The sequence below is a fragment of the Pseudarthrobacter sp. S9 genome (assembly GCF_050156545.1).
Lineage (GTDB): Bacteria > Actinomycetota > Actinomycetes > Actinomycetales > Micrococcaceae > Arthrobacter.
The window spans coordinates 3,284,413-3,308,989 of the sequence record NZ_CP189576.1 but is presented as its reverse complement, the minus strand read 5'-3'; the positions used below and the strand labels follow the sequence as shown (position 1 = coordinate 3,308,989).

Below are 24,577 nucleotides of genomic sequence, written 5' to 3'. Positions count from 1 at the left end.
TCCCCGCAGCCTCGCCCATCCCGTCGGGCGCTGGTTTGGCCGACTGCTGACCGGTGAGGGAAGATGTAGTCCATGCGCGGAATTATTCTTGCCGGTGGGACCGGCTCACGTCTTCATCCCATCACCCATGGCATCAGCAAACAGCTCGTCCCTGTTTACGACAAGCCGATGATCTACTACCCGCTCTCGACCCTGATCCTGGCCGGAATCCGCGACATCCTGATCATCACCACCCCGCACGACGCTGAGCAGTTCCAGCGCCTCCTCGGAGACGGCTCACAGTTCGGTATCAGCCTCACCTACGTCCAGCAGGCTTCACCTGACGGTCTGGCACAGGCCTTCATCCTCGGCGAAGAGCACATCGGCAATGAGACCGTGGCTCTTGTCCTGGGCGACAACATCTTCTATGGCCAGGGCATGGGCACCCAGCTGCGCAAGCATGCCGACATCGACGGCGGCGCGGTCTTCGGCTACTGGGTTAAGGACCCCAAGGCCTACGGCGTGGTTGAATTCGACGACGCCGGCCAGGCGATCTCACTGGAGGAAAAGCCGCTGCACCCCAAGTCGCATTACGCGGTGCCCGGCCTGTACTTCTACGACAACGACGTCGTCGACATCGCCAAAAACCTCACACCGTCGCCGCGTGGGGAACTGGAAATCACGGACGTCAACCGCACCTACCTTGAGAAGGGGAAGCTCCGCGTCGAAATCCTGCCGCGCGGCACGGCTTGGCTCGACACCGGGACCTTCGACGACCTCAACGACGCCTCCAATTTCATCCGCACGATAGAAAACCGCCAAGGCCTCAAGATCGGAGCCCCCGAGGAGATTGCCTGGCGCCAGGGGTTCCTCACGGACGACGAGCTTCGCCAACGCGCCGAGCCGCTCGTCAAGAGCGGCTACGGCGCATACCTGCTCGGTCTCCTAGAGCCGTAACGGCAGCATGTGGTGGTCGATTTTACCGCAGATTATTGGCGCCGCCATCCTCTTGATTGCACCGGGTCTGCTTGTTGCCCTGGCCGTGCGCTTCAGGGGATTTGACGCCGTAGCGCTTGCCCCGGCGTTGACAGTGGGCATCGTCGTCGTCACGTCGACTTTGACTCCGTTCGTGAATATCCGGTTCGGACTGGTCCCGGTAGCCGTCGTGTCGTTGCTTGTGGCCGCGGCGGGGATGTTTGCTGTCCGATATCGCGCCACCCGGCAGCCGGCCGCCCCGCGGCAGCGGATGCGGCCTTTGTCAGGGCCCTGGACGCTGGGCGGTCTCGTGCCGTTTGCCGCCTTTGGTGTTGCAGCACTGCTGGTGGCTGCCAGCGTGGTCCGGGCCATCGGCTCCCCGCAGGCCTTTTCGCAGACGTATGACGCCGTCTTCCACCTGAACTCCGTAAAGTTTGCCCTTGAGACCGGCCAGGCGTCGTCGCTGACAATTGGCGGGATGACCGGGGGCGGGTTCTACCCTGCCGGCTGGAACGCGGTGGCAGTCCTCGTAGCGTCGACCACGGGCGCGGAGGTGCCGGTCGCGGTCAACATCACCAGCATCGTCATTGCAGCCGTGTTCTGGCCCCTTGGCTGCCTCCTTCTGACCCGGTGGATCGTCGGCCCCCGGGCGTCGGCGACGGTGGCCGCGGCAATCGCCTGCGCATCCTTGGGTGCCTTCCCACTTCTGATGATGGATTTCGGTGTCCTGTACCCGAATCTGCTCGCCATCAGCCTCCTGCCGGCGGCCATTGCGCTGGCGGCCTCGCTCGTCGGCCTTGCGCCGGGATCGGGCCGGCGGGATCTGGCCACAGCGCTGACGCTTCTGCTGGGACTCGCCGGGCTCGTCGTCGCGCACCCCACTACCTTCATGGCGTGGGTGACATGGACGTTGCCCATGGCGGGTTTCCTGGCGTGGCGGTCGTTCGGGGCGTCTTGGCGGAACCGACGGACCGGGCGTGGCCGTTTCACGAAATACGTGCTGTCAGTGTCCGGATACAGCATCGCGTTCGTGGCTTTGTGGATCGTGCTCCGGCCGCCGGCGGATGCTTCCTTCTGGGGTCCGCGCGGCACCGTCCCGCAGGCCTTTGGTGAAGCCCTGGTGACGTCCCCCGTGGATCTGTCCCCGGCCTGGCTTGTGGCGCCCCTGGCGCTTTTTGGCCTCTGGTCATGTTTCAAGGTCCCGAAACGACTCGCCTGGCTTGGGCTGGTCTTCGTCCTGTTTGCGGGCCTCTACATCGTCGCCGCCGGTTTTCCGAAGTCTCCGACCCGGGACTTCCTCACCGGGGTCTGGTACAACGACAGCTTCCGCGTTGCTGCGCTCCTCCCGGTGATCGCCGTGGTGCTTGTCGCCGTCGGCATCGATTGGGTGGCCGGGGCACTTCCGGCAGCCCGAAAGCGGTACCGTTACGTCGACCGGGCTGTGGAGGGTCCAGCCCGCTGGAGCGCACCGGCGCGGTTGGCCTGCCGAACCGCGGGAGGAATGGTCGTGGTCCTTACCGCCATCGTCCTGGGTCAGCAGGGCGGGCTCAAGGAGGAGGTACAGCTGACCTCGTCCCACTACCGGCTGGAAGCCGACTCCCTGCTGGTGTCCCCGGACGAACTGGCAGTCTTAAAGCGCCTCCCGCACTCAGTGCCCGAGGATGCCGTTCTGATCGACAATCCGTATACGGGAGCCGCGCTTTCCTATGCCCTTGGTGACCGCAAGTCTGCGCAGCTTCACATCCTCAGCTATGTCTCCCCGGAGCTCCAGAAAATCTATGACGCCTTGGGGCAGGTTTCAACGGATCCGAGCGTATGCCGGGCGGTCCGGGAAGAACACGGCTTCTATATCCTGGACTTCGGCTCCAAGGAAGTGCACGGTGAAAACCACACTGCCGCGGGCCTCACCCGGTTGGACCAGAACCCGGGCCTGCAGCTGATCGACAGCCAGGGCGAGGCGAAGCTCTACAAGATCACCGCCTGCGGGAGCTGACGGGCCGCAGGGCTGGTGAAACCCGGCCACGCCGTTACAGCGAGACGGACCTCCGCCGGAGTTCGCCGACGACGTCGTGCACTTCCCCGTCCATAATGATCTCGCCGTGCTCCAGGAGCACGCCGCGTTCACAGACTGTGGCAACAAGGTCGAGGTCGTGGCTGACGACAAACAGGGTCTTGCCCTTGTCGGCGAGCTCTTTGATCTTCGCTATGCACTTGCGCTGGAACGGTTCGTCTCCGACGGCGAGAATCTCGTCAATCAGGAAGACTTCCGGATCCGTGTGCACCGCGATGGAGAACGCCAGCCGCAGGTACATCCCCGAGGAGTAGAACTTCACTTCGGTGTCGATGAACTCGCCGATTTCGGAGAATTCCACAATGGAGTCGAATTTTTCGTCGATCTGTTTCTCGGTCATTCCGAGAATCGCGCCGTTGAGGTACACGTTGTCCCGGCCGCTGAGGTCGTGGTGGAAGCCGGCGCCGACTTCGATCAGCCCCGCCACGCGGCCCCGGGTGCGCACGGTCCCGCCGTCGGGCTGCAGTACGCCCGAGATGAGCTTCAGGAGCGTTGACTTGCCCGAGCCGTTGAGCCCGAGCAGGGCGACCGTCTCACCTTGCTTGACCTCGAGCGAGACGTCTTTCAGTGCCAGGAATTTCTTGGACAGATCTCCCTTGCGGCCCTTCACCAGCCAGACCAGCGCTTCCTTCAGGGACCGGGTGTGGCGCAGCACAAACTGCTTGCGAAGGTCGATACAGCTGATGGCCACCATGCCATGCGAGGTCATCTCAGAGCTCCTGTGCGAAGTGGGCGGCAAGCCGGCGGAAGGTCAGCTGTCCAAGGAACAGCACAGCGAGCGTGATGAGCACGGACACCGGAAGCCAGACGGTCAGAAGGTCGGGGGGCATGGCGTCGGAGACGGCCTGAGAGGTTGTCAGCGTCGGTTCCCAGAATGCCCAATGGAAGACTTCGACGGCGACCGTCATCGGATTGAGCTGGTAGATCCAGTACCACGGTCCCATGACCCGCTCGACCATTGACCAGACATAGAGGACGGGCGAGGCCCACGTGACAACCATGACGATCATCTCCACGATGTTTTCGGAATCGCGGAAATACACGTTCATGGCCCCGAACATCAGACCCAGGCCGGTGGCCAGCACCGCGACCATCATGAAGATCAGGATGACTGCCGCCAATTGGATAACCGACGGCGTCCAGCCCACCAGAAGGCAGGCCCCGATCAGGACCACAAGCTGCGGAAAGAAATGGGCCGCGGATACCCACACCGTGGCCACCGGGAACAGCTCCCGGGGCAGGTAGATCTTCCGGATCAGGTCCCGGTTGTCCACTATCGAGCGCGTGGCGTTCGACAGTGACTCCGTGAAGAAATTCACCAGGACGATGCCGGCGAAGAGATAGATCGCATAGTTGGGCGTGCCCCGCTGAAGATTCAGGAAGATGCCCAGCGCCACGAAGTAGATCAGGAACTGCACGAGCGGTTTTACGTACGACCACAGCAGCCCCAGCACCGAACCGCGGTAGCGCACCTTGATTTCCTTGCGCACCAGCAGCTTCAGGAGAAACCTGTCGCCGTAGACGTCAAGGAGGCCGCGCCCGATTCCGGGCTTGATCAGTTGGTCGAGTTGACCAGCCATCTAGCTGCCGTCCTTGGAGTTAGCCTCAAACGTCTTCTTCCACGCATCGATCGAACTGATCTCCGCCACCGCGCTCCGGTACTGCTCAGCAAGGCTGTCCCACTCGCGGAACAGCTTCAGGTGCAGCCGGGTCGCTTCCGTCAGCATCGATTTCAGCTTCTTCGGATCCCGCTGGTACCACGACGCGCCCGTGCCCTCCGCGTTGGAGACCACGACGCTGTCGTAGTGCGCCACCCGGAACCACCGGTTGTCCCGGTGCGCCAGGTAGCCCTGCGGCCGTTCGGCGCTTTCCGGGCCCGGGGCCTTGATCAACTGGCGGGCGACCGTCTTGATACCCCACGGAATCACTTCCTTCTTGCTGGGCATCCCGACAACCGTTCCGCCCATGGGTCCCCGGCCCAGCTTCGGTGCCGGGAAATCGTCAACATCTTCCTTCAACTGCGCGTCCGGATACTCGGCTTTCAGGGCGTTGATCTCCGGCAGTTTGGTGGCCAGCACCTTGTGGAGGTCGTCCGGTCCCTTCAGGATGTCCTTCAGGGCCTCGATGCGGCCGTGCTCGGTGAAGTACTGCATCGAGACGAGGTGCTTGACGTCGGCCTGCACGGATTCGCGCAGCACCCGGCCGCCCTTCGGATAAGGGCTGTGGATCAGCGTGGCGATCAGCCTGTTGCGCTCGTGGAAGTACGCCTGCCAGCCGACCAGGTCGTCCTTGTCGATCCAGGACACATGCCACACGGCAGCGCCCGGAAGCGACACCGTGGCGAACCCGGCTTCACGGGCGCGCAGCCCGTACTCGGCGTCGTCCCATTTGATGAAGAGCGGAAGCGACAACCCGATTTCCTGGATGACCTTCGTGGGGATCAGGCACATCCACCAGCCGTTGTAGTCCACGTCCACGCGGCGGTGAAGCCAGGCGGTCTGCCGCAGGTTCGCGACGCTGAAATCGTGCCGCACTTCCATGTCGGCATGGGGCGGGGCCGGCACGAACCTGTACGGATCTACAACCTCGCCGAACGTGTGCAGGATGCTGCGGTTGTAGAGGTCGAACATGTGGCCGCCGACGATCGTGGGGGTGCGGCAGTGGTCGGCGAAGGTGAGCAGCCGAACGATGCTTTCGGGTTCGACGACGATGTCGTCATCGAGCAGCAGGGCGTAGTCGCTGCCGTTTTCGACCGCCTCATACATTCCGCGGGCGAAGCCGCCGGAGCCGCCGAGGTTCGCCTGGTTGATGATCCGGAGTTTGCCGCCGAGAGCATCCCGCACCGCGGCGAAGCCTTCCTGGTCTTCGACCTTCTGCGTGCCCTGGTCCACGATCAGGATTTCCTTAACGTTTTCGAGGACGTCGGGATTTTCCGCCAGGATCCGGGCGTTGTTCAGGCAGAAATCAGGCTTGTTCATGGTCGTGATTTCGAGGGTCACCTGGCCGGGGCGGTCCGTGCCGCCTTCGGCCTCCCACCGGCCGCTCTCCAGGACGAGTTCGTCCGAACTGGCGGCCAGGTCGAACCAGTACCAGCCGCCGTCGCCGAAGGGCTTCAGGGAAAGCTCGAACACGGAGGTGGTGGCGCCGTCGACGTGCTGTCCGTCTACGCGCTGGACGGACCCGCGGGCGTTCGATTTGTAGACAGTGACCGCGCCCGTACCGATTGTCTTGACGACCAGCCGGATCTGCCGGACGGAGGTCCACCGCCGCCAATAGCTCGCCGGGAAAGCATTGAAGTACGTACCGAAGGAAATCTGCTCGCCCGAGCGGACCCGCATGGAATGCCGGGAGAGCAGGTCCTCGAAGTGCGCTTCGCGGCCGCCCGAGCTGAACATCTGCAGCTTCTCTTCGGGGTGCTTCGGGGTGCGGGCGAGTTCGTCGTTCTCCCGCAGGCGGATGCCGCTTGCGCTGCCTGCGTCGACGTACAGGGGCACCGTGTCCGTCTGGTCCGTCGAGGGCAGGATGATCCGCTGAATCGTGTTCCAGCCGGTTGTCGCTTCAGCGGCGCTCATGCGTCCACTCCTCCGCTTTCAATCTTGGCGCCGCCCTCGAAATGTGGGCGGATCTTGTTGTCAAACATGGTCAGGGCGGAGCCGATGGCCATGTGCATGTCCAGGTACTTGTACGTGCCGAGTCGGCCGCCGAAGAGGACGTCCTGCTCGGCTCCCGCCAGATCGCGGTATTTGAGCAGGCGGTCGCGGTCAGCGGCGGTGTTGATCGGGTAATAGGGCTCGTCGCCCTTCTCCGCGGCGCGGGAGAACTCGCGCATGATGACGGTCTTCTCCGTCTGGTAGTCGCGTTCCGGGTGGAAGTGGCGCGGCTCGATGATGCGCGTGTACGGCACGTCGGCGTCGTTGTAGTTCACTACCGACGTTCCCTGGAAATCGCCGACGTCGAGCACTTCTTCCTCGAAGTCGATCGTGCGCCAGGAGAGATCGCCCTCGGCGTAGTCGAAGTAACGGTCGACGGGGCCCGTGTAGATGACAGGAATCCGGCCGACAACCTTGCCCTTGCTGTATTCGTGGGACTCATCGAAGAAGTCCGTGTTGAGCCGCACCTCGATGTTCGGGTGCTCCGCCATCTTTTCGATCCAGGCCGTGTAGCCACCGGTCGGGAGGCCCTCGTATTTGTCGTTGAAGTACCGGTTGTCGTAGTTGTACCGGACGGGAAGGCGGGAGATGATGCCCGCGGGCAGGTCCTTCGGATCCGTCTGCCACTGTTTTCCGGTGTAGTGCTTGATGAACGCCTCGTACAGGGGCCGGCCGATGAGCTGGATGCCCTTGTCGTTGAGGTTCTGCGGATCGGTGCCGGCAAGTTCGCCGGCCTGTTCCTTGATCAGGTCCTGCGCCTGGCCGGGCGTGAGGTTGGCCCGGAAGAACTGGTTGATCGTCGCCAGGTTGATCGGCAGGGAGTAGACCTCGCCCTTGTGCACGCCGTACACCTTGTGGACGTAGTTGGTGAACGTTGTGAAGCGGTTCACGTACTCCCAGACGCGCTCGTTCGAGGTGTGGAAGAGGTGGGCACCGTAGCGGTGCACCTCGATTCCGGTCTGCTTTTCCTTTTCGCTGTAGGCGTTGCCGCCGATGTGGTGTCGGCGGTCGATGACGACCACCTTCAAGCCCAGCTCAGTGGCGGCCTGTTCTGCGATTGTCAGGCCAAAGAAGCCCGACCCTACGATGACGAGGTCAGCGGTCACAAACTCTCCTGATTCGAATGCGGGGCAGCCCAATGTTGCGCATTGTCTGCTGCTCTAGCCTACCCGAGGCTCAATTGGAATCAGCGACCGCGGCCTGGCGCAGGGCCTCCGGGCGAGGGCTGCGAAGCTGGGTCCGGGCCGGCTTCCGCCCCTCACCGCCGTTTTCCACATGGGCCGGTTTCTTTGGCGCGCCCGGCCGCAGGCGTCTCTACCGTGGCACATAGGCGGCGTCGCCGGAAAGGAATCCCCCGATGATGTTCCATTGCACACGGGTACGGGGACCCGGTTCCGCTCTGGCCGGGGACCCGATCGAGCTGGCCGTCGATGCTCCCGCGGATAGCGCCGGCGCGGAGCTCCAAGCGGCCGTGTCCCGGCGCTATGGAACCGGCGAACTGTTCGTGCAAGGGGTGCCGGTCGCCGCCATGACCGTCGGTGTGGCTCCCCTCGTCCGCGGGGCCGTCCTGGTCGACGGTTTCCCCGCCACAACCCAGGGGTCAGGAGCCGGGCAACCGGGGGCGGCCCTGCTGATACTCGCGGTCCACAGCGGACCCGGCGCGGGCATAGTCTTCGCACTGCGGCGCGGGCAGTTCCGGATCGGGCGCAGCGGGACGGAGGTCGTTATTCCGGATGCTGAACTGTCCCGGGAACACGCGCGGCTGGACGTATCGGAGTCGGCCGTCACCCTTGTGGATCTTGGCAGCGCGAACGGGACCCGCGTCGACGGCAGGAGGGTCCGTCAGTCGGCAGTGACAACCGGCTCCTTGATCCGTTGTGGCGACTCGACGATGTCCCTCATCTTCGGCGGCGGGTCCGCTTCCACGGACAACCCGGATTCCCGGATGGCATGGGCGGGATCCGGCGTCGCCGAGCCGCTTGTTGTCCGCGGCACCGCTGCTCCAAGCAACCGGGCGGCTGTGGTGCTGACGGCCGCCCTGCCCCTGCTGATTGGAATCGGCCTGGCGCTTCTCACCGGGATGTGGATGTTTCTGGCCTTCACAGCCATCTCCGCGGTCTCAGTCGTCGTGCCGGTCGCGTCCGGCCGCCGTCACCGCCGCGAACTCAAGACTGCGGTCACCGCGGCGCTGCAGCGGGACAAGGACCGACGACGCCGGGCCGCGCCGTCCGCCGCGGACCTCTCCGTCCGTGGCGCCTTCGGAGCATCCGGGCCCCCGCCGGCCACCGGCGAATCCGCACCCGTGTGGCTCAGGCTCGGGCTGGCCGAGCAAACGGCGAATGTCCGGCTGGAGCCGGCCGATCCCGGCTTCCGGCCGCCTCCGCTCGGCCCGATGCCCCTGACCCTGGACCCATCCGTTGCCCTGACCACCATCCATGGAACGCGGCCCGCCGTGGCGGGGCTGGTCCGTTCCTTCATCATGCAGCTCGCCGGCTACCCCCTCGCCTGCCGCACCCGGCTCCTGCTTCATGGCTCGCCGGAGTCCCTCCCCCTCGCCGCACGCTTCCTGCCCGGCGTGACCCTGTCCGGAAATGAGGCCGCCACCGCTGCCTGGCTGGCTGCCGGTCCGGGCCAGGGATTCGACCACGGGCTCTTGATCATCCTGGACGCCGCGGGCACAGCGGACGGCGGGACAGCCGGCGGGTCGGCTCCGGATGCGGCCGGCGGAACGGCCGTGCTCCGCGCCGTGGCCACCGGCCACGGCTGGCGGGTGATCGATTGCTCACCGGGAGCCGGCCAGGCGGAAGGCAGTCAGTCGGCGCACCCGGGCATCGTACTCGGCGAGCGCGGGGCACGGATCACGGCCGGCGCCGGAGAGACCTGCTTCATCCCGGATCTGGTCCCGCCACTGGTCTTCGACCGCTACTGCCGCCGGTTGGGAGCCGGGGAGCGTGCCAAGGAGGCTCCCCCGGCCGCTATCCCCGGCCGCTGCGCCCTGGTCGACGTCCTCCCACTCTCGGCGGCGGAGATTTCCCGGCGCTGGGCCCGGGCCGGGCGGGCGCCTGGGCTCCCTGTTCCCGTCGGCGCCGGCACCTCAGGGACCCTTCAGATAGATCTCCAGGCCGATGGACCCCACTTCCTGGTTGCCGGCACGACCGGTTCGGGGAAATCGGAGTTCCTGCGGACACTCGCCGCAGGCCTCGCGGCCAGCCACCCGCCGGACCGTGTCAATCTGCTCTTCCTCGATTTCAAAGGCGGCTCCGGCTTGGGCCCGCTGACCGGGCTGCCGCACTGCGTCGGCATGCTCACGGACCTCGGCGCGAATCAGGTGGAGCGTGCCTTGGTCTCGCTGCGGGCCGAAGTGCGGCGCAGGGAAGAGCTCCTCGCCGCGGCGCGGGCCCCCGACCTCACAGCGTATGAGTCATCGGATGCGCAGGCGTCTGCCCTCCCGCATCTGGTCCTGGTCATCGACGAGTTCAGGATGCTGGTGGAGGAAGCGCCTGGAGTACTCTCCGAGCTCATGAGAATTGCCGCCATCGGCCGCTCGCTGGGGATACACCTCATCATGGCAACCCAGCGCCCGCAGGGAGCACTGACCGCAGACATCCGGGCCAATGTCACCAGCTGCGTCGCCCTCAGGGTCCAGTCCGACCTCGAATCGATCGACGTCATGAACTCCAGGCTCGCAGCCGGCATCCCCCTGGCGCGTCCCGGCCGCGCGTTCCTGGTCCGCGGAACCGAGGCGCCGGAGGAGTTCCAGACGGCCACGCTGACCCCCGCTGTCCCCGGGCCGGGGGCCGCGGCGGTGGCCGTGCACTCCGTCCAAGACGTTCTGACGCGCCCGCCAGGGCGTTCCGGCCACGGTGCCGACGCCGCCGCCGGCACCGCCCTGACGCCAGCTCAGGCGGCGGCGCCACTCGTCGAAGTGACGGCCGGGCTGTGGGCGGCTCTCGGCGGCAGCCCACCCCGCCGCCCGGTGGCGGATCCGCTTCCTGCCGTGCTGCCGTATCCGGCCGGGGACTCCCCCGCCGCCCCCGAGCCCCCAGGCCCCCGGCTCAACAGCGCATCGGCAACTGAGCCGGCAACTCAGCCGGAAGACGGGGACACGGTCCGTCTTGGCTGGGTGGATCTTCCGGAACAACAACGCATCGCCGGACTGAGCTGGAGTCCTGCCGAACACGGGCATCTTGGACTCGTCGGCGGTGTGGCGGGCGCTGGCGACCCCGCCCTGGCTCTGGCCGTCGAACAGCTCCTGACCGGCGACGTGGAGTCACACCTCTACTTCCTCGACTCCGCCGGCTCTTTCAGCACGGCGGCATCGTCGCCTCGGGTCGGAGCCGTCGCGGGCCTGGATGAACTCCGCCGGGCCGTCAGGGTGCTGGAACGCTTGGCCCAAGAAGTGACGCTGCGGCTCGGCGCGCCCGCACTCCATGAACGGCCGCGCCTGGTCCTGGTGCTCAGCGGCTGGGGAGCCTGGGTGTCAGCATTCCGGTCAGGCCCGCTGGCGTGGGCCGAAGACCTCGTCCAAGACATCGTCCGGGACGGCGCCAAGGCGGGAATCACCGTCATTGTTTCCGGTGAGCGCGAACTCGTGACCTCGAGGTTCTTCGCCGCCATCCCCAACCGGATCTTCTTTCCCGCGGGATCCACCGAGGAGGGCAGGCTCGCGTGGCCGCGGCTGCCGGCCCTGGAGCCGGCGCCCGGCCGCGTGGCCGTTTTCGGCACCTTCACGGGCATCGCTTCATCGGCCGGCCACATAGGCCAGCTCTTCGAAGCACCTGGCCCGGCCGGCTGGCGGCGCACAGCCCAGGCCGTCCGCAAGTCGCCCTTCCGGGTCGATGCACTGCCGCTGCTCATTACAGTGGCCGAGGTACTGGCCCGGTTTGGCGCCGCTGGCCAACCGGCAGGCGCCGATGCGCCCCTCCGGTCTCCCGCCCCGGGTTCCCTGTGCATCGGCGTCGGAGGAGACGCGCTGCTGCCGTTCACGGTTCCGCTTCCAGGCGGCAGTGTCCTGGCCGTCCTCGGAGGCCCTGCCTCCGGCAAGGGCACTTTGCTGGCAGCCCTCCCGGGACTGAATCCCGCCGGGGACTGGCTCGCGCCCGGGGCTGGAACAGATCCGGAACAGTATTGGTCTGAGGCGCACGCCAGCGCGCTCGCCGGCACGCTGGACCGGACAGCGATTGTGTTGGCCGACGATGCTGACTTGCAGTCCCATGAGACGAACAACCGGCTGCTCACTTTGAACAGCCTTGGCTGGACGGTGATCCTGACTGCGGGTTTCGGCCCGGCGTTTCACCAGCGGGTGCCCCTCGCAGCCTGTGCCCGTAGCCAGGGGCGGGGTATCCTGATTCGTCCGCGCGGCCTCATGGATGGAGATCTGTTCGGGGTCCGGTTCGAACTGGAGCACAGCCCTCCGCCGGGACGCGCCGTCGTCATCTCAGACGGGCGTGCGACGCCCGTTCAGCTGGCTTCGGAGCAGCCGGTCACGGGGCCGGTCCAATGACCTGCCGCCCGGCTACAGGGCACCCCGCTACAAGGCGGGCGGCTACAGGGCCGGCGGGGCGCCGCCTGCCCGCGAGGCGAAGGCAATGACACGTTTGTCAAACAAGAGCACAATGGCGGTGGCGGCAGGCACCAGCATGGCCAGGCCGGCGAAGGGATATCCGCCCGTCAGGGTCGGGAAGCCAAGGGTGAGTACGAAGAGCTGAGCCACCAGCGCGCCGGCCCGGGGCCAGCGGAAGCCGCGGATCAGGAAGCGTGCCACGGCAAAGAGCCAGACGCAAAACGCCAGCAGCAGACCCAGCGTAAAGACGGCGCCCCAGAATGAAAGCACCGGGGCTCCGGTCAGCAGCTGGGTGCCGTACCAGGCCGCCGCCACCAGGAGAGCAGTTGCCTCAAGCGCCACAATGATGGCGATGACGAGGATCCCTTTGGGCCTACCGTTCCTTGGGCCCGCGGTGCCGTCAGCACCGGCTCCGGGCACGTCCGCGGGGCCGCCGGCAGATTTCCCGGCTGGATTTTCGGCGGGATCGGACGCGTTCACAGGGGGTCTTGACACACTGGCACACTACCCGACATAGTCGTCTAGACGTGAGGAAGCCACCAGCCTATGTGATGCATCGCTCACGATTTCGAGGCATTTTGACGCCTATTACCCCTTGTTTACACAGCGTTAACATGACACGCTTAATCCAGATGACCGAGGGGGCCCCAAAGGGCCCTTTTCTTATGAAGCCTCTAGTGAATAATTTCACAAAGGCATTGACGAGTTCCCAGGAATGGAGTGACTGATCAGCATGGATTGGCGTAACCGCGCAGCCTGCCTTGACAAGGACCCGGAGCTGTTTTTCCCCGTTGGAAACACCGGGCCTGCCCTCCTGCAGATCGAGGAAGCCAAAAGCGTCTGCCGGCGCTGCCCCGTTGTGGACACCTGCCTGCAGTGGGCCCTCGAATCCGGCCAGGACGCTGGCGTCTGGGGCGGCATGAGCGAAGACGAGCGCCGCGCCTTGAAGCGCCGCGCAGCACGGGCCCGCCGCGCCTCCTGATTGTCCGCTTCCGGGCACACTTTTGTCCTATTAACAGCACACAGCGCAGCAACGGCCGCGGACCGCCTGGTCCGCGGCCGTCGCCTTTAACCCGCTTCAGGCCCGCTGCCCACGTCCCGACATCAGCCGAAATCAGCACATGCTCAGCGCGTGGCCAGGCTCAGGACAATCTGGACTGCCGTGCCGCCGCCCTCCCGGGCCTTCCATCGAATAGTCCCGCCAAGCTCACTGGTCACCAGGGTGCGGACAATCTGCAGACCCAGTCCCTCCGTATAGGGCGTTTCGGGCAGACCGACGCCGTCGTCCTCCACCGTCACGGTGAGCAGCTCCTCGCCGTCCTCGCTTTCGGAACGGTCGGCGAGCAGCCAGACCGTGCCCGTCCTTCCCTCCAGCCCGTGTTCGACGGCGTTGGTCACCAGCTCGTTGATGACCAGGGCCAGCGGCGTGGCGAAGTCGCTCGGCAACTCCCCGAACAACCCCGAACGCTGCGTCTTGACCTGCTGCGACGGCGATGCGACTTCGGCTGACAAGCGGAACTGCCGTCCGATAAGTTCATCGAAGTCGACGCTCTGGGCCAGGCCCTGGGAGAGCGTCTCATGCACGAGCGCAATGGTCGCCACCCGCCGCATGGCCTGTTCAAGCCCCTGCTTCGCCTCATCGCTGACCATGCGCCGTGACTGCATCCGCAGCAGCGCCGCGACGGTCTGCAGGTTGTTCTTCACCCGGTGGTGGATCTCGCGGATCGTGGCGTCCTTCGTGACGAGTTCCATCTCCCGACGCCGCAGCTCGGAGACATCGCGGCAAAGGACCAGGGCCCCGAAGCGCTGCTGCTCGTCGCGCAGCGGGATCGCCCGCAGGGAGAGGCTGACGCCGCGTGATTCGATTTCGCTGCGCCACGGCATCCGCCCGGTAACGACGAGCGGAAGGGTTTCGTCGACCATGCGCCGGTCCCTGAGGAGCCCGGCGGTCACCTCGGCCAGGGACCTGCCCTCGAGGGACTCCCCGTCGCCGAGGCGGCGGAACGCGGAGACACCGTTGGGACTCGCATACTGCACGATCCCCTCGGCGTCGAGCCTGATCAGGCCGTCGCCCACACGGGGCGCGCCGCGGCGCGATCCCGTGGGCGAGGCGAAGTCGGGCCACAGTCCAAGCGTTCCCATGCGCAGCAGGTCATAGGCGCACTGCCGGTAGGTGAGTTCGAGCCGGGACGGCATCCGGGAGCTGGAGAGGTCCATGTGGGAGGTCACAATGGCCAGGGTGCGGCCGTTGCGGACCATCGGCACAGCCTCGACCCGGAGCGCCATGTCGCTGCTCCAGTTGGTCTCGTTGGAGCGCTCGATCGTCCGGCTTTCCCAGGCTTTGTCGACCAGCGGCTTCAAGTCCGACCTGATCCCCTCCCCCACGAAGTCGGCATGGAACACCGTGTGCGTGGTGGAGGGGCGGACGTGGGCGAGCGCCACGTAACCAAACTCAGGATGCGGAAACCACAGCGCCAGGTCGGCGAAGGCAAGGTCGGCGACCATCTGCCAGTCGCCGACCAGGAGGTGCAGCCACTCGGCATCCCCCGGCCCGAAATCAGCATGCTCCCTGATAGGGTCCGTAAAGATTGCCACAGCACCTCCATTTGCGACGCAGGGAACGGCGGCCCCTAGCGTCGGACGATTGACCTCAAGAGCCTCAATGCTACCGACAGCGAGGCCATGTCATCCGCTTCGAGGGCGTTGACCTCGTCGAACATGCTCTTGGCCCGGCCCAGCTGCTCGACGTTCTGGCTCTCCCAGGCCGTCAGCCGCTCTTGCGCGGGGGTTCCCGCAGGTGTTGCCTCCAGCACCGCCGTCGTTATGTCCGAGGCCGTGGAGTAGAGGTCGTCGCGGAGGGCGGCACGGGCCAGGGCCTGCCAGCGGTCCCTCCGGGGCAGCTTCGTGATGCGTTCCAGCAGGGAGTCCACGTGGAACCGGTCGAACACCGCGTAGTAGACGTGGGCGATGTCCTCCACGGGTTCGGGGCTGACATGGACGATCTTGGCGATATCCAGGAGCACGAAGCTCTCGAACAGCTCCGCCCAGCGGTGTGCCAGGTCTTCCGGGAGCTCCCAGCCGCGCGCCTTCTCGAGCCATTCGGCCACCCGCTTACGGTCGTCTCCGCGCAGGTAGTCGAGCAACCGGGCCCGCATGGGGTCCATCAGCGGCTTGAACTCCGCCACGATCTCGGCAATGGGCCGGGAAGTGAAGCCCTGGCTGAGGACCCACCGGACGGCGCGGTCGAGAAGCCGGCGGATGTCGAGGTGAACGGTGCTCCAGTGTTCCGTCGGGAAGGACGCGGGCAGTTCGTTGAGCTCCGCGACCATGATGTTCAGCTCGTAGACCTCACGGAGGGCGACGAACGCCTTGGCGACGGCGGCCTCCGTGGCCGATGTCTCCTCGATGGCCCGGAAGGCGAAGGTGATGCCGCCCAGGTTGATCATGTCGTTGGCCACGACGGTCGCGATGATTTCCCGGCGCAGCGGATGCGTGTCCAGTTCGGCGTCGAACCGTTCGCGCAGCTGCTTCGGGAAGTAGGCCCGGAGCGTCGCACGGAACCACGGATCTTCGGCGAGGTCGCTGTCGCGCAGCGCGGTGGCGAGTTCGATCTTGGCGTAGGCCGCCAGGACGGAGAGCTCCGGGGAAGTCAGTCCCTGTCCCTGCTCCAGCCGCTCGCCCAGCGTGGCGGTGGTGGGCAGCGCCTCCAGGTCCCGCTTCAGGTCGGCCGACTTCTCCAGCCAGTCCATGAGGCGTTCGTAGCTGGGGCTCCATTCGGAGACCCGCATCCTGTCGTTGAGCAGCAGGATGTTCTGGTCGATGTTGTCCTCCAGCACCAGACGGCCGACTTCGTCGGTCATCGAGGCCAGGAACTGCGCACGTTCGGCCTGCTCAAGCTTGCCTGCCGCCACCATCCGGTCAACGAAGATCTTGATGTTGACCTCGTGGTCGGAGCAGTCCACGCCGGCCGAGTTGTCGATCGCATCGGTGTTGAGGATGACGCCCTGCAGCGCAGCCTCGATGCGTCCGCGCTGCGTCATGCCCAGATTGCCGCCTTCACCGACCACCTTCACGCGCAGCTCACGGCCGTCGACGCGGATGGCGTCGTTGGCCTTGTCGCCGACCTCGGCGTTGGATTCCGTGCTGGCCTTGACGTAGGTGCCGATGCCGCCGTTGTAGAGCAGATCGGCCGGGGCAAGGAGAATGGCGCGCAGGAGTTCCGGCGGGCTCAACCGCGTGGTGCCGTCAGGCAGGCCCAGCGCGGCCCGGACCTGTGCCGAGACGGGGATGACCTTGGCCTGGCGTGCGAACACGCCGCCGCCCTCGCTGATGAGCGATTTGTTGTAGTCGTCCCAGGAGGACCGGGGCAGCTCAAAGAGCCGCTGGCGTTCCGCGAAGGAAACGGCCTCGTCCGGGGTGGGGTCCAGGAAGATGTGCCGGTGGTCGAAGGCCGCCAGGAGGCGGATGTGCTTCGAGAGCAGCATGCCGTTGCCGAACACGTCGCCGGACATGTCGCCGACGCCCACAACGGTGAACGGCTCGGACTGGGTGTCGAGGTCCAGCTCGCTGAAGTGGCGCTTGACCGATTCCCAGGCGCCGCGGGCGGTGATGCCCATGGCCTTGTGGTCATAGCCCACCGAGCCGCCGGAGGCGAAGGCGTCGCCGAGCCAGAAGCCGTATTCCGCGGCGAGGCCGTTGGCGATGTCGGAGAACGACGCCGTGCCCTTGTCGGCCGCCACCACGAGGTAGGAATCGTCGTCGTCGTGCCGGACGACGTCGGCCGGCGGCATGACAGTTTCCCCATCCGGAGTCGTGATCAGGTTGTCGGTAATGTCCAGGAGCCCCCGGATGAACGTCTTGTAACTCTCGATGCCCTCCGCCATCCAGGCGCTCCGGTCGGATGCCGGGTCCGGGAGCTGCTTCGCGTAGAAGCCGCCCTTGGCGCCGGTGGGAACGATCACGGCGTTCTTGACGGTCTGTGCCTTGACCAGGCCGAGGATTTCGGTGCGGAAGTCCTCACGGCGGTCCGACCAGCGCAGCCCGCCGCGGGCCACCTTGCCGAAGCGCAGGTGCACGCCTTCGACCCGGGGCGAGTAGACCCAGATCTCGAACATGGGCCGCGGGAACGGCAGTCCGTCGATGACGGCAGGGTCCAGTTTGAAGCTGAGGTGGGTCTTGTTCTGGAAGTAGTTGGTCCGCAGCGTCGCCCGGATCAGGTTCGCGAAGATGCGCAGCACGCGGTCGGCGTCGAGGGTCGCGACCTGCTCGATGGCCGCATCCAGTTCGGCGCGGACCTCTTCCTGCCGGAGCTGGCGTTCGGCGCCGCTCAGTACGGGATCGAAGCGTGCCGCGAAAAGGGCGGTCAGCGCGCGGGTGACGTCGGGGTTCGCCAGCAGGGTATCGGACATGAACTCGAACGAGTTGGTGTTGCCCATCTGCCGCATGTACTTGGCATAGGCACGCAGGACGATGACCTGGCGCCAGTGCATCCCTTCCCGCAGCACCAGCCGGTCGAAGCTGTCGGACTCCACCGCGCCGACAACGGCTGCCCCGAAGGAATCTGCCAGCAGCTGGCCCGTTGTCTGGGGATCCACCCCGGCCGGGTATTTCAGCCCCAGGTCATACAGGAAGAAATCGCGGCGGTCCGCCGTTTCGATCTCGAACGGTCGTTCGTCCAGGACCTCGAGTCCGAGGTTGTGGAAATAGGGCAGGATCTGGCTCAGGCTCTTGGGCTCCAGCATGTAGAGCTTGACCCGCGCGTCTTCCTCCAGAGTGGCTCCGGCGCCTTCGGGCAGGTACACGTGGACGCCGGGCTGCTCCTTGACCCCTTCCCCGGCACGCTCGGCCGCCGCGCCGTACTTTTCGAAGCGGGCGATGTCTTCCAGCGCGTCCTCGACCTCGTAGTCGACGCGGTAGCCGGGCGGGAAGGCCTCGGCCCAGACGGTTGCCAGCTCCTTGGCACCGTCTTCCTTGGCACCGTCGCCGTCGTTGTCGGCCCTGGCGCGCAGCACCTCGGAGATGCCCTCGCCCCAGGAGCGGGCCGCCCGGACCAGGCGCTTCTCCAGCTCGTCGCTGTTGACGTTGCTGACGTCGGCGTTCTTGGGCAGCCGGATGCGGAAGAACAGCCGCGCGAGGGCGGATTCGGTCATCCGCGCCTCGTAGTCGATGGACACGGCGTCGAAGGTCTCCCGCAGTTCCTCTTCGATGCGCAGGCGGACGTTCGTGGTGTAGCGGTCGCGGGGCAGGTAGACAACGGCGGACATGAACCGTCCGTAGATGTCCGGCCGGAGGAACAGCCGCGTCCGGCGGCGTTCCTGCAGCCGCTGGATGCCGGTGGCCGTGGCGGCGAGGTCGGGGATCTCGATCTGGAAGAGCTCATCGCGGGGGTAGGTTTCCAGAATGCCCAGCAGGTCCTTGCCCGAGTGGGAGTCCGGCGGGAAGCCGGCCCCGCGCAGCACGGCGGCGACCTTTTCCCGGACCACGGGGATGTCCCGGACGGATCCGGCGTAGGCGCTCGTGGCGAAGAGGCCGATGAAGCGGCGTTCGCCGTTGACGTTGCCGGCCGCGTCGAAGCTCTTGACCCCGATGTAGTCCAGGTACGCCGAGCGGTGCACGGTGGAGCGCGAGTTCGCCTTGGTGATCACCAGGGCACGCTTCTCGCGCGCCTTCTTCCGGCCGGCCTCGGTGAGGTGCTGCACCTGGCGAGTGTCGGCACCCCCGCGGAGCAGCCCGAGGCCGCTCTCCTCGCGGAGCTCCAGCACGTCCTCGCCGGATGCGTTCTTGAGGTCGTATTCGCGGTAGCCGAGGAAGGTGAAGTTTCCGTCGTCCAGCCAGCGGAGAAGCTCCTGGGCCTGGCGCAGCTCGGCGATCTGGGCGCGGTTGGCCACCTTGTCCAGATCCTGGGCGATCTCGAGCGCCTTGGTCCGCATCCTGGGCCAGTCCTCGACGGCGGCGCGGACGTCGCCGAGCACCCGGCCGACGCCCTCAACCAGCTGCGCCCGCTTGTCCCCGACGCGGTCGATTTCGACGGCAATCCAGGACTCCATATGCGAGGCGTCGTCGCCCTCGGCGATCAGGTGGGACAGGTTCGGCATTGCAGCGGTATCGCCGCTGGAGATACCCAGGTGCGAGGGGACGCGCGAGACTTTGACGAGCTCGCCGGTCTCGCGGTTGCGGGTCACCACGAAAAGCGGGTGCAACACGAGGTGAATGGGGGCATTCTGCCGGACCAGCTCCGCGTTGACGGAGTCGACCAAAAAGGGCATGTCATCGGTGACGATGTAGAGGACGCTGCAGTCGTCCTCATCGATGATGGAGATGTTCGCGACGCCGGGGAGCCGTGTGGCGGCCACCTGACGGTGCGTCTCGGCCCTGGCGGTCAGGATCTCCTGGGCATAGGCCCGGAGATCCTCCTCCGCAAGGTGCTCGTAGTAATCCCCGAGGTAGCCTTCAACGGCACCGATCGAAACGGGATGATCCTCCACGCTGGACCCAGACGACATCGACAAACGCCTCCATAAAGAAGTTCATGGCCGCCTCTTTGCGGCCCTTACGTCGACCCTAGCCCTTTGTCCGACGCTTTGCTGTGGAAGAAAAGACAGAGGATTTGCGGTTTCGCTGGGCAGGTGCACAAACCAAATTTGCGATGGCCTGGCGCAGGGCAGATTCAGGGGCGGTTTCCAGCAACAGAGAGCCGGAGAGCAGCGCCGCATCGGCCGCCGCCGGGTCCGCCGGAAGGAACGCCGACAGCGCCGGGGCGGGGCCGTACCGTTCCCAGGCCTCCCGCAGCTGCCGCTCCGGGGACCGTCCCACGGCGGCGGCCCGGACCTTGTTCATCACCACCCTGGGGGAAGCCTCCGGGACGGCCGTTTCCAGCTCGGCAAGGCCGCGGACCAGCCGCGGCACACCGATGGAATCGGCGGCCCCGACGGCAAAGACCGTGTCCGCCATTTCCAGGCTCCGCAGCGTCGCCGCGTTCCGTCGCGGCGCCATCGTGTCAAAACTGAGTTCTTCATCGGCCTCAAGGCAGAAACCCGTGTCCACCACAGTTACCTCGGCAACCTCCCTCGCCCGCTCCAGCACCAGTGAGAGTGCGGCGGCACGCAATTCCGTCCAGCGGTCCGCCCGTGTGATCCCGGTGAGCACGCGGAACGTCCCCGACCTGGTGGCAACCGGAGTCGCAACCCTGAGCAGCGCCTCGCCGTCGAGCAGTCCCTGGTCGGCCAGCCGGCAGGCCTGCGCCAGCCCGGCTGCCTCGTCGAGAAGGCCGAGCATGGCCGCGACGCTGGCACCGTAGCTGTCGGCGTCGACCAGCAGCACGGATTTGCCTTCCGCGGCCAGTTCCCCTGCGATGTTCGCGGCCACGAGGGTTCTGCCCGGCGAGCCGGCCGGTCCCCACACCGCAATGATCTGCCCCTTCCCCGCGGGATCCGGTCTGTGGTCCGGAGCGCCGCCGGATATCCGGAGGGCAGGCCCGGGGTCCGCGAAGGCCCCGTCCGCCGCCAGGCGCGGCCTGGGTCCGGCGCCGCTCAGCTGCGCCACCGCCGCCGAGATCCGTGCGGCAAGGTCGGCGGCGTCAACCGCCCGCAGCTCCGCGGCCACGCCGATCCCCCGCAGCCGGGCCATTTCCTCGGGACTGTCCGTCAGTGCCAGGACTGCAACGCCGACGGCAGACAAGCGGTCAACCAGCGACGCCGTCAGCTCCTCACTGCCTTCGGCTATGACGGCGGCGCGGGCCAGCCCGCTCTGGCAGGCCGCGAGCAGCTCCGCGAGTTCGCCGCACCGGCGGACCACGGACACCGGGCCGTGGAGGCGCTCCAGGCCGCCGACCAGATCATCGCGGGAATGTCCCACCGTCACCACCGGGATGCCCATTGCGATGCACCGCCCGGGTTCCAGACCACGGATATCGTTGCCTTGTTGGCCTGCGCCCCCAGCAGCTTCGGCATCTGCTGGTCGGGAACCAGCACCATCACGACAGTGGAGCGTGAGGATCCGAGGGCAGTGCTGCCGGGGGTGATCTGCGCGATTTCGGCGCCCGGCAGGAGCAGCGTCGGCTCGCTGAAGCCATTGCGGGTATCCGGAAGGGCCACCCAGACATCCACGCGTGAGCCGGCCACCGCCTGGGCGGGAAGGCTCTCTTCAATGGTGACGGCGACGGGTTTGCGGTCCCGTCCGTCGAGCTGCCCCACGCTCTCGCGCGGCAGCAGCTGGTCCTTGCCGATCCTCTGCACTGCCACGAGGCCGTCCGCCAGGCCGGTCCCCGGGGTCAGGTAGTGCTCCTCCACTTCACCGAGGCGGACCTTGACCCGGTGCAATTTGTCCGTGGTCAGCTTCTCGCCGACGGCGATCGGCTCCCGCGCTGCAAAGGCCTCGGTCGTCTGGTCCGCTGCGCCAACCAGCGAGATGACGCCCACGATCGAAGCCAGGACCAAGAGGATTCCGACGAGGAGGCGGGGGTCCTTCCAAGATGGCTTCTTCAGACGGGCCCCGTCGGCCACCGCGCTCTGACTCATGCGTCCCGCTCCCCCTGTAGTCGCAGCCCGGGCTCTGGGTGCCGGATCCCCTTATTGTTGCGTTCAGGCGGGCCGGACGGAAGACGCGGGACCAAACACGTGCAAACTGTGGATAACGGCATCGGATGACACCAACGGTGGCAAAATGGAGTCATGCCCCGATTCCTGACACTCGCAGACGTTGCCGAGCAGCTCCAGATCAACTCTCCCGCTGCCTACGCGCTTGTCCGCAGCGGGGAGCTCAAGGCAATCCAGGTCGGTGGGCGCGGCCAGTGGCGTGTTGAGGAAAAGATGCTGGAGCAGTACATCCAGGAGCGCTACGCGGAGGCAAGCCGCATGATCGAAGAGACGAAGTCCAAGTCCGCCGGGAGCTGACGACGAACGCTGCCCGGGGCCTGCGGGCCTGTGTGTGCCTCGGGGTGGCTAGACCCGCCAGGACCGGCTTGGACTAGCCGCCGGCGGCACGGGCGGACCGGAGGCACGCCAAGGCCGTAAACGGGATGGTTGCGATCTGCCGGACGTTGGCAGCACGCCGGTCCTCGCCCTCCTGCGTCACGGCCAGCTCCAGGAAGTCCCGTCCGACCCTGTCGATCACGCCATGGAGCGTCGATTCCCCCGGCCCCCGCGCGACCAGGACGGCCAGGCTGGCCCGGGCCCTCGCCAGCCCCCGCAGCGCACTCGCAAGCCCCAGCCGCTGACGGACCCTGGACGGCTCCGCCACCGCCAGCCGGGAAAGGCCGACATACTGCACGGCCGAGGCGTAGGGAATGAGCACCTGGTGCTTCGGCTCATTGAGAACCAGGGATTGGCTGCCGGCATGGCTCAGTGCCCCCTCGAACACGGATCCGGACGCGAGGTGCACGCGGATACTGAGCCCCAGGGACCCACGGAGCCGGTCCGCAAGTTCCACTGCCGCAGCATCCACCCGCGCCCGCTCGGCGATTTCCGCATCAAGATCCAGCCGCTCGCTAGCAGCCAGCTGTGCCTCCATGTCTTCAAACAGGGCGTCCCAACGCATGGCGCCAGCGTAGGCGGGCGTGTGGAGGCCGTCAATCCACAGGGTCCAGGCAAGTACTAGACAAACAGTAGCTGATAAGTCCAAACTGTCTTCAAGTGCATCAAACGACATCAAATGACTACAAATGATGTTCAATGCTATTGGAGGCCCGGCTCATGTTCACGGCAGAATCACCTCAGGCTGGACCCCGGCGACATCTGCGGGGGGACGCGGCAATGGCCGCCGTGATCCTGCTGCTCGGTTTCTTCCTGGCGGCCACGGGCGGCCGTCTCGTGCAGCGCTGGCATTCGGCCTCAGCACGGCAGCAGTCCCTTTCGTTCGAGGACCAGCTCGGGATCGTGGCGAACACCGCGGGACTGATCGTCATCACCTGGTGGTCGATGTCCCTGGCGATCGCCTTCGCGGCGGCACTACTGGAGCGCAGGGGCAGGACACGTGCTGCCGCGGCCACCGCCAAGTTCAGCCCGGCGTTCATGCGCCGCCTGGCCCTGGCCGCCGTCGGGCTCCAGCTCATTACCGCCCCGCTGGCAACCGCGGCTACCCCGCCCGCCGGGCCCGATGCCGGCCAGTCCTCCCCAGCGGCGGTGTCGGCGATGTGGTCCCCGACGGCGGACACTACCCATCCGGGTCCCCCGGACTCGGCGGGCACCCCGGACTCGGCGGCCGCAACGGCACCGGCGTCCCCTGCACCCGCCCGTGCACCTGCTCCGGATCCCGTCCGGTCATCGGACGGTCCCGGACTGGATCCCCAATGGAAGCCGCTGAGCCCGGTCGTGGAGGCCGGACCCCTCACGGCCCGCCAGCTGCGCACGCAGGATCCACCAACGGCACCTGCAGAGGTGACCGTGCGTGCCGGAGATTCGCTGTGGAGCCTCGCCGCGGCGGCGCTGGGCCCGTTCGCCTCCGACGTCGACATCGCCAAGGAGTGGCCCCGGCTGTACCAGACCAACCGCGCCGTCATCGGTGACAACCCCCACTTGTTGCGTCCGGGACAGGTCCTCCTGCTCCCGCCCGCAACCTGACGGCACCGGAGAGCACCGGACACCCCGGCCCCCGGACGGCCACCCATCCGGCAGCAACAACGGGGCGCAAGTCAGCAGGAACGCAGGAACGCAGGAACCCACCAACCGATCACAAACGAGATCACCGCAAAGGAAGCACCATGAGCGCATTGACCGGGACCAACGCAGCAGCGGCCGCCCCCGTTTCACCAGCCCAAACTCTCCGTCTGGTTCCCGGCACGGCAACCCCTGCCACCGGACCCGACATCCGCTCCGACGGTCCGGCTCCTCTGCGGTTGTTGGACGAGAGCCGCGAGATCGCCATGATCGCCCGGAGCACGGTGCAGGCAGCCATCGAGGTCCTGGCCGGCACCAGGCCCGTGCAGCAGCTTGCCCGCCGTCTCGACCCGCGATGCCTTGCGGCCCTGCAGCACCGGGCAGCCCTGACCCGGCGCGTTGCCTCGGGCAGCTCGCCCACCGCGGGCCGGCTGCACCGCAACCCCTCGGTCCGCTCTGTCCGGGCCTGCCGGGTGTCAGAGGACGTCTATGAGGCCAGCGCCGTCGTGCTCGAAGAGCTGCGGGTCCGCGCCGTCGCCTTGCGGCTGGAGCGCGGCAAGCTGGCCTGGCGGGTCACTGTGTTGGAGATCGGCTGAGCAGTCCGGCTGAGGGTGCCGTTGAATGGCCGGCCGGCAGATGAGAGCGGCAGATGAAAGGAGGCGGCAACGAAGGAGGACCGGAACAACTGTTCCGGTCCTCCTTCATCATTTCCGTCCGGGCCCATCGCATCAGCCCGGGCGGGTCACCC

17 protein-coding genes are annotated in these 24,577 nt (G+C 66.6%); 7 read left to right on the top strand and 10 right to left on the bottom strand.

Going from position 1 to position 24,577, the window contains the following annotated elements:
• Positions 1–72 precede the first annotated feature (72 nt).
• Both rfbA and ACQCSY_RS15750 read left to right on the top strand, forming a co-directional pair.
• Complete coding sequence (gene rfbA / locus ACQCSY_RS15755) at positions 73–936, top strand: glucose-1-phosphate thymidylyltransferase RfbA (protein WP_427130210.1); 864 nt, start codon at positions 73–75, stop codon at positions 934–936.
• 7 nt (positions 937–943) lie between these two features.
• Positions 944–2,947 (top strand): DUF6541 family protein, encoded by a 2,004-nt coding sequence (locus ACQCSY_RS15750; RefSeq protein ID WP_427130208.1) that lies wholly within the window; start codon positions 944–946, stop codon positions 2,945–2,947.
• A 34-nt stretch (positions 2,948–2,981) separates the two neighbouring features.
• On the opposite strand, the gene ACQCSY_RS15745 is transcribed toward ACQCSY_RS15750, so the two are convergent.
• The 4 genes from ACQCSY_RS15745 to glf are packed head-to-tail and all read right to left on the bottom strand — an operon-like array spanning position 2,982 to position 7,781.
• Positions 2,982–3,719 carry an ABC transporter ATP-binding protein gene (locus ACQCSY_RS15745; protein ID WP_427135874.1) on the bottom strand — a complete coding sequence of 246 codons (738 nt, stop codon included), beginning with the start codon at positions 3,717–3,719 and terminating at the stop codon, positions 2,982–2,984.
• A gap of 16 nt (positions 3,720–3,735) precedes the next feature.
• Positions 3,736–4,605, bottom strand: coding sequence for an ABC transporter permease (locus tag ACQCSY_RS15740; protein ID WP_427130206.1), 870 nt, complete (start codon positions 4,603–4,605; stop codon positions 3,736–3,738).
• Positions 4,606–6,597, bottom strand: a complete 1,992-nt coding sequence (locus tag ACQCSY_RS15735) for a glycosyltransferase (RefSeq protein WP_427130204.1) — start codon at positions 6,595–6,597, stop codon at positions 4,606–4,608.
• Positions 6,594–7,781: a UDP-galactopyranose mutase gene (gene glf / locus ACQCSY_RS15730; protein WP_427130203.1), complete on the bottom strand. Its 1,188-nt coding sequence runs from the start codon at positions 7,779–7,781 to the stop codon at positions 6,594–6,596. Before glf ends, ACQCSY_RS15735 begins: the two co-directional genes overlap by 4 nt.
• Positions 7,782–8,032: 251 nt before the next feature.
• Between glf and ACQCSY_RS15725 the strand changes: the two genes are divergently transcribed.
• Positions 8,033–12,178, top strand: a complete 4,146-nt coding sequence (locus ACQCSY_RS15725) for an FtsK/SpoIIIE domain-containing protein (protein ID WP_427130201.1) — start codon at positions 8,033–8,035, stop codon at positions 12,176–12,178.
• A gap of 42 nt (positions 12,179–12,220) precedes the next feature.
• Here ACQCSY_RS15725 and ACQCSY_RS15720 read toward each other — a convergent pair whose 3' ends face one another.
• The gene (locus ACQCSY_RS15720; protein ID WP_427130199.1) at positions 12,221–12,733 is read right to left on the bottom strand and encodes a hypothetical protein; all 513 of its coding nucleotides are present in this window, start codon (positions 12,731–12,733) and stop codon (positions 12,221–12,223) included.
• A gap of 238 nt (positions 12,734–12,971) precedes the next feature.
• Here ACQCSY_RS15720 and ACQCSY_RS15715 point away from each other — a divergent pair, with 238 nt between their 5' ends.
• Complete coding sequence (locus ACQCSY_RS15715) at positions 12,972–13,220, top strand: WhiB family transcriptional regulator (protein WP_003804966.1); 249 nt, start codon at positions 12,972–12,974, stop codon at positions 13,218–13,220.
• Between the two features lie 143 nt (positions 13,221–13,363).
• On the opposite strand, the gene ACQCSY_RS15710 is transcribed toward ACQCSY_RS15715, so the two are convergent.
• Genes ACQCSY_RS15710 through ACQCSY_RS15695 form a run of 4 tightly spaced genes read right to left on the bottom strand, consistent with a single transcriptional unit; the run spans position 13,364 to position 21,753 of the window.
• A complete protein-coding gene (locus ACQCSY_RS15710) occupies positions 13,364–14,833 on the bottom strand; it encodes a sensor histidine kinase (protein ID WP_427130197.1) in 1,470 nt (489 codons plus the stop codon).
• Between the two features lie 35 nt (positions 14,834–14,868).
• Entirely contained in the window at positions 14,869–19,740 is a 4,872-nt protein-coding gene (locus tag ACQCSY_RS15705) for an NAD-glutamate dehydrogenase (protein ID WP_427130195.1), read from the bottom strand.
• 58 nt (positions 19,741–19,798) lie between these two features.
• Positions 19,799–21,112 carry an AAA family ATPase gene (locus ACQCSY_RS15700; RefSeq protein WP_427130193.1) on the bottom strand — a complete coding sequence of 438 codons (1,314 nt, stop codon included), beginning with the start codon at positions 21,110–21,112 and terminating at the stop codon, positions 19,799–19,801.
• Positions 21,094–21,753 carry a hypothetical protein gene (locus ACQCSY_RS15695; RefSeq protein WP_427130191.1) on the bottom strand — a complete coding sequence of 220 codons (660 nt, stop codon included), beginning with the start codon at positions 21,751–21,753 and terminating at the stop codon, positions 21,094–21,096. Before ACQCSY_RS15695 ends, ACQCSY_RS15700 begins: the two co-directional genes overlap by 19 nt.
• Positions 21,754–21,906: 153 nt before the next feature.
• Here ACQCSY_RS15695 and ACQCSY_RS15690 point away from each other — a divergent pair, with 153 nt between their 5' ends.
• Positions 21,907–22,128, top strand: a complete 222-nt coding sequence (locus ACQCSY_RS15690; RefSeq protein ID WP_427130190.1) for a helix-turn-helix domain-containing protein — start codon at positions 21,907–21,909, stop codon at positions 22,126–22,128.
• Between the two features lie 73 nt (positions 22,129–22,201).
• On the opposite strand, the gene ACQCSY_RS15685 is transcribed toward ACQCSY_RS15690, so the two are convergent.
• Positions 22,202–22,771: a hypothetical protein gene (locus ACQCSY_RS15685; RefSeq protein WP_427130188.1), complete on the bottom strand. Its 570-nt coding sequence runs from the start codon at positions 22,769–22,771 to the stop codon at positions 22,202–22,204.
• A gap of 215 nt (positions 22,772–22,986) precedes the next feature.
• Here ACQCSY_RS15685 and ACQCSY_RS15680 point away from each other — a divergent pair, with 215 nt between their 5' ends.
• Both ACQCSY_RS15680 and ACQCSY_RS15675 read left to right on the top strand, forming a co-directional pair.
• Positions 22,987–23,793, top strand: a complete 807-nt coding sequence (locus tag ACQCSY_RS15680; protein WP_427130186.1) for a LysM peptidoglycan-binding domain-containing protein — start codon at positions 22,987–22,989, stop codon at positions 23,791–23,793.
• A 140-nt stretch (positions 23,794–23,933) separates the two neighbouring features.
• Positions 23,934–24,425 carry an Rv3235 family protein gene (locus ACQCSY_RS15675; RefSeq protein ID WP_427130184.1) on the top strand — a complete coding sequence of 164 codons (492 nt, stop codon included), beginning with the start codon at positions 23,934–23,936 and terminating at the stop codon, positions 24,423–24,425.
• Positions 24,426–24,577: the final 152 nt, after the last annotated feature.

Bases quoted from the DNA above. Each gene is read 5' to 3' on its own strand.
- rfbA (WP_427130210.1), top strand. From the start codon at position 73: ATGCGCGGAATTATTCTTGCCGGTGGGACCGGCTCACGTCTTCATCCC.
- ACQCSY_RS15750 (WP_427130208.1), top strand. From the start codon at position 944: ATGTGGTGGTCGATTTTACCGCAGATTATTGGCGCCGCCATCCTCTTG.
- ACQCSY_RS15745 (WP_427135874.1), bottom strand. From the start codon at position 3,719: ATGGTGGCCATCAGCTGTATCGACCTTCGCAAGCAGTTTGTGCTGCGC.
- ACQCSY_RS15740 (WP_427130206.1), bottom strand. From the start codon at position 4,605: ATGGCTGGTCAACTCGACCAACTGATCAAGCCCGGAATCGGGCGCGGC.
- ACQCSY_RS15735 (WP_427130204.1), bottom strand. From the start codon at position 6,597: ATGAGCGCCGCTGAAGCGACAACCGGCTGGAACACGATTCAGCGGATC.
- ACQCSY_RS15725 (WP_427130201.1), top strand. From the start codon at position 8,033: ATGATGTTCCATTGCACACGGGTACGGGGACCCGGTTCCGCTCTGGCC.
- ACQCSY_RS15715 (WP_003804966.1), top strand. From the start codon at position 12,972: ATGGATTGGCGTAACCGCGCAGCCTGCCTTGACAAGGACCCGGAGCTG.
- ACQCSY_RS15705 (WP_427130195.1), bottom strand. From the start codon at position 19,740: ATGTCGTCTGGGTCCAGCGTGGAGGATCATCCCGTTTCGATCGGTGCC.
- ACQCSY_RS15700 (WP_427130193.1), bottom strand. From the start codon at position 21,112: ATGGGCATCCCGGTGGTGACGGTGGGACATTCCCGCGATGATCTGGTC.
- ACQCSY_RS15695 (WP_427130191.1), bottom strand. From the start codon at position 21,753: ATGAGTCAGAGCGCGGTGGCCGACGGGGCCCGTCTGAAGAAGCCATCT.
- ACQCSY_RS15690 (WP_427130190.1), top strand. From the start codon at position 21,907: ATGCCCCGATTCCTGACACTCGCAGACGTTGCCGAGCAGCTCCAGATC.
- ACQCSY_RS15685 (WP_427130188.1), bottom strand. From the start codon at position 22,771: ATGCGTTGGGACGCCCTGTTTGAAGACATGGAGGCACAGCTGGCTGCT.
- ACQCSY_RS15680 (WP_427130186.1), top strand. From the start codon at position 22,987: ATGGCCGCCGTGATCCTGCTGCTCGGTTTCTTCCTGGCGGCCACGGGC.
- ACQCSY_RS15675 (WP_427130184.1), top strand. From the start codon at position 23,934: ATGAGCGCATTGACCGGGACCAACGCAGCAGCGGCCGCCCCCGTTTCA.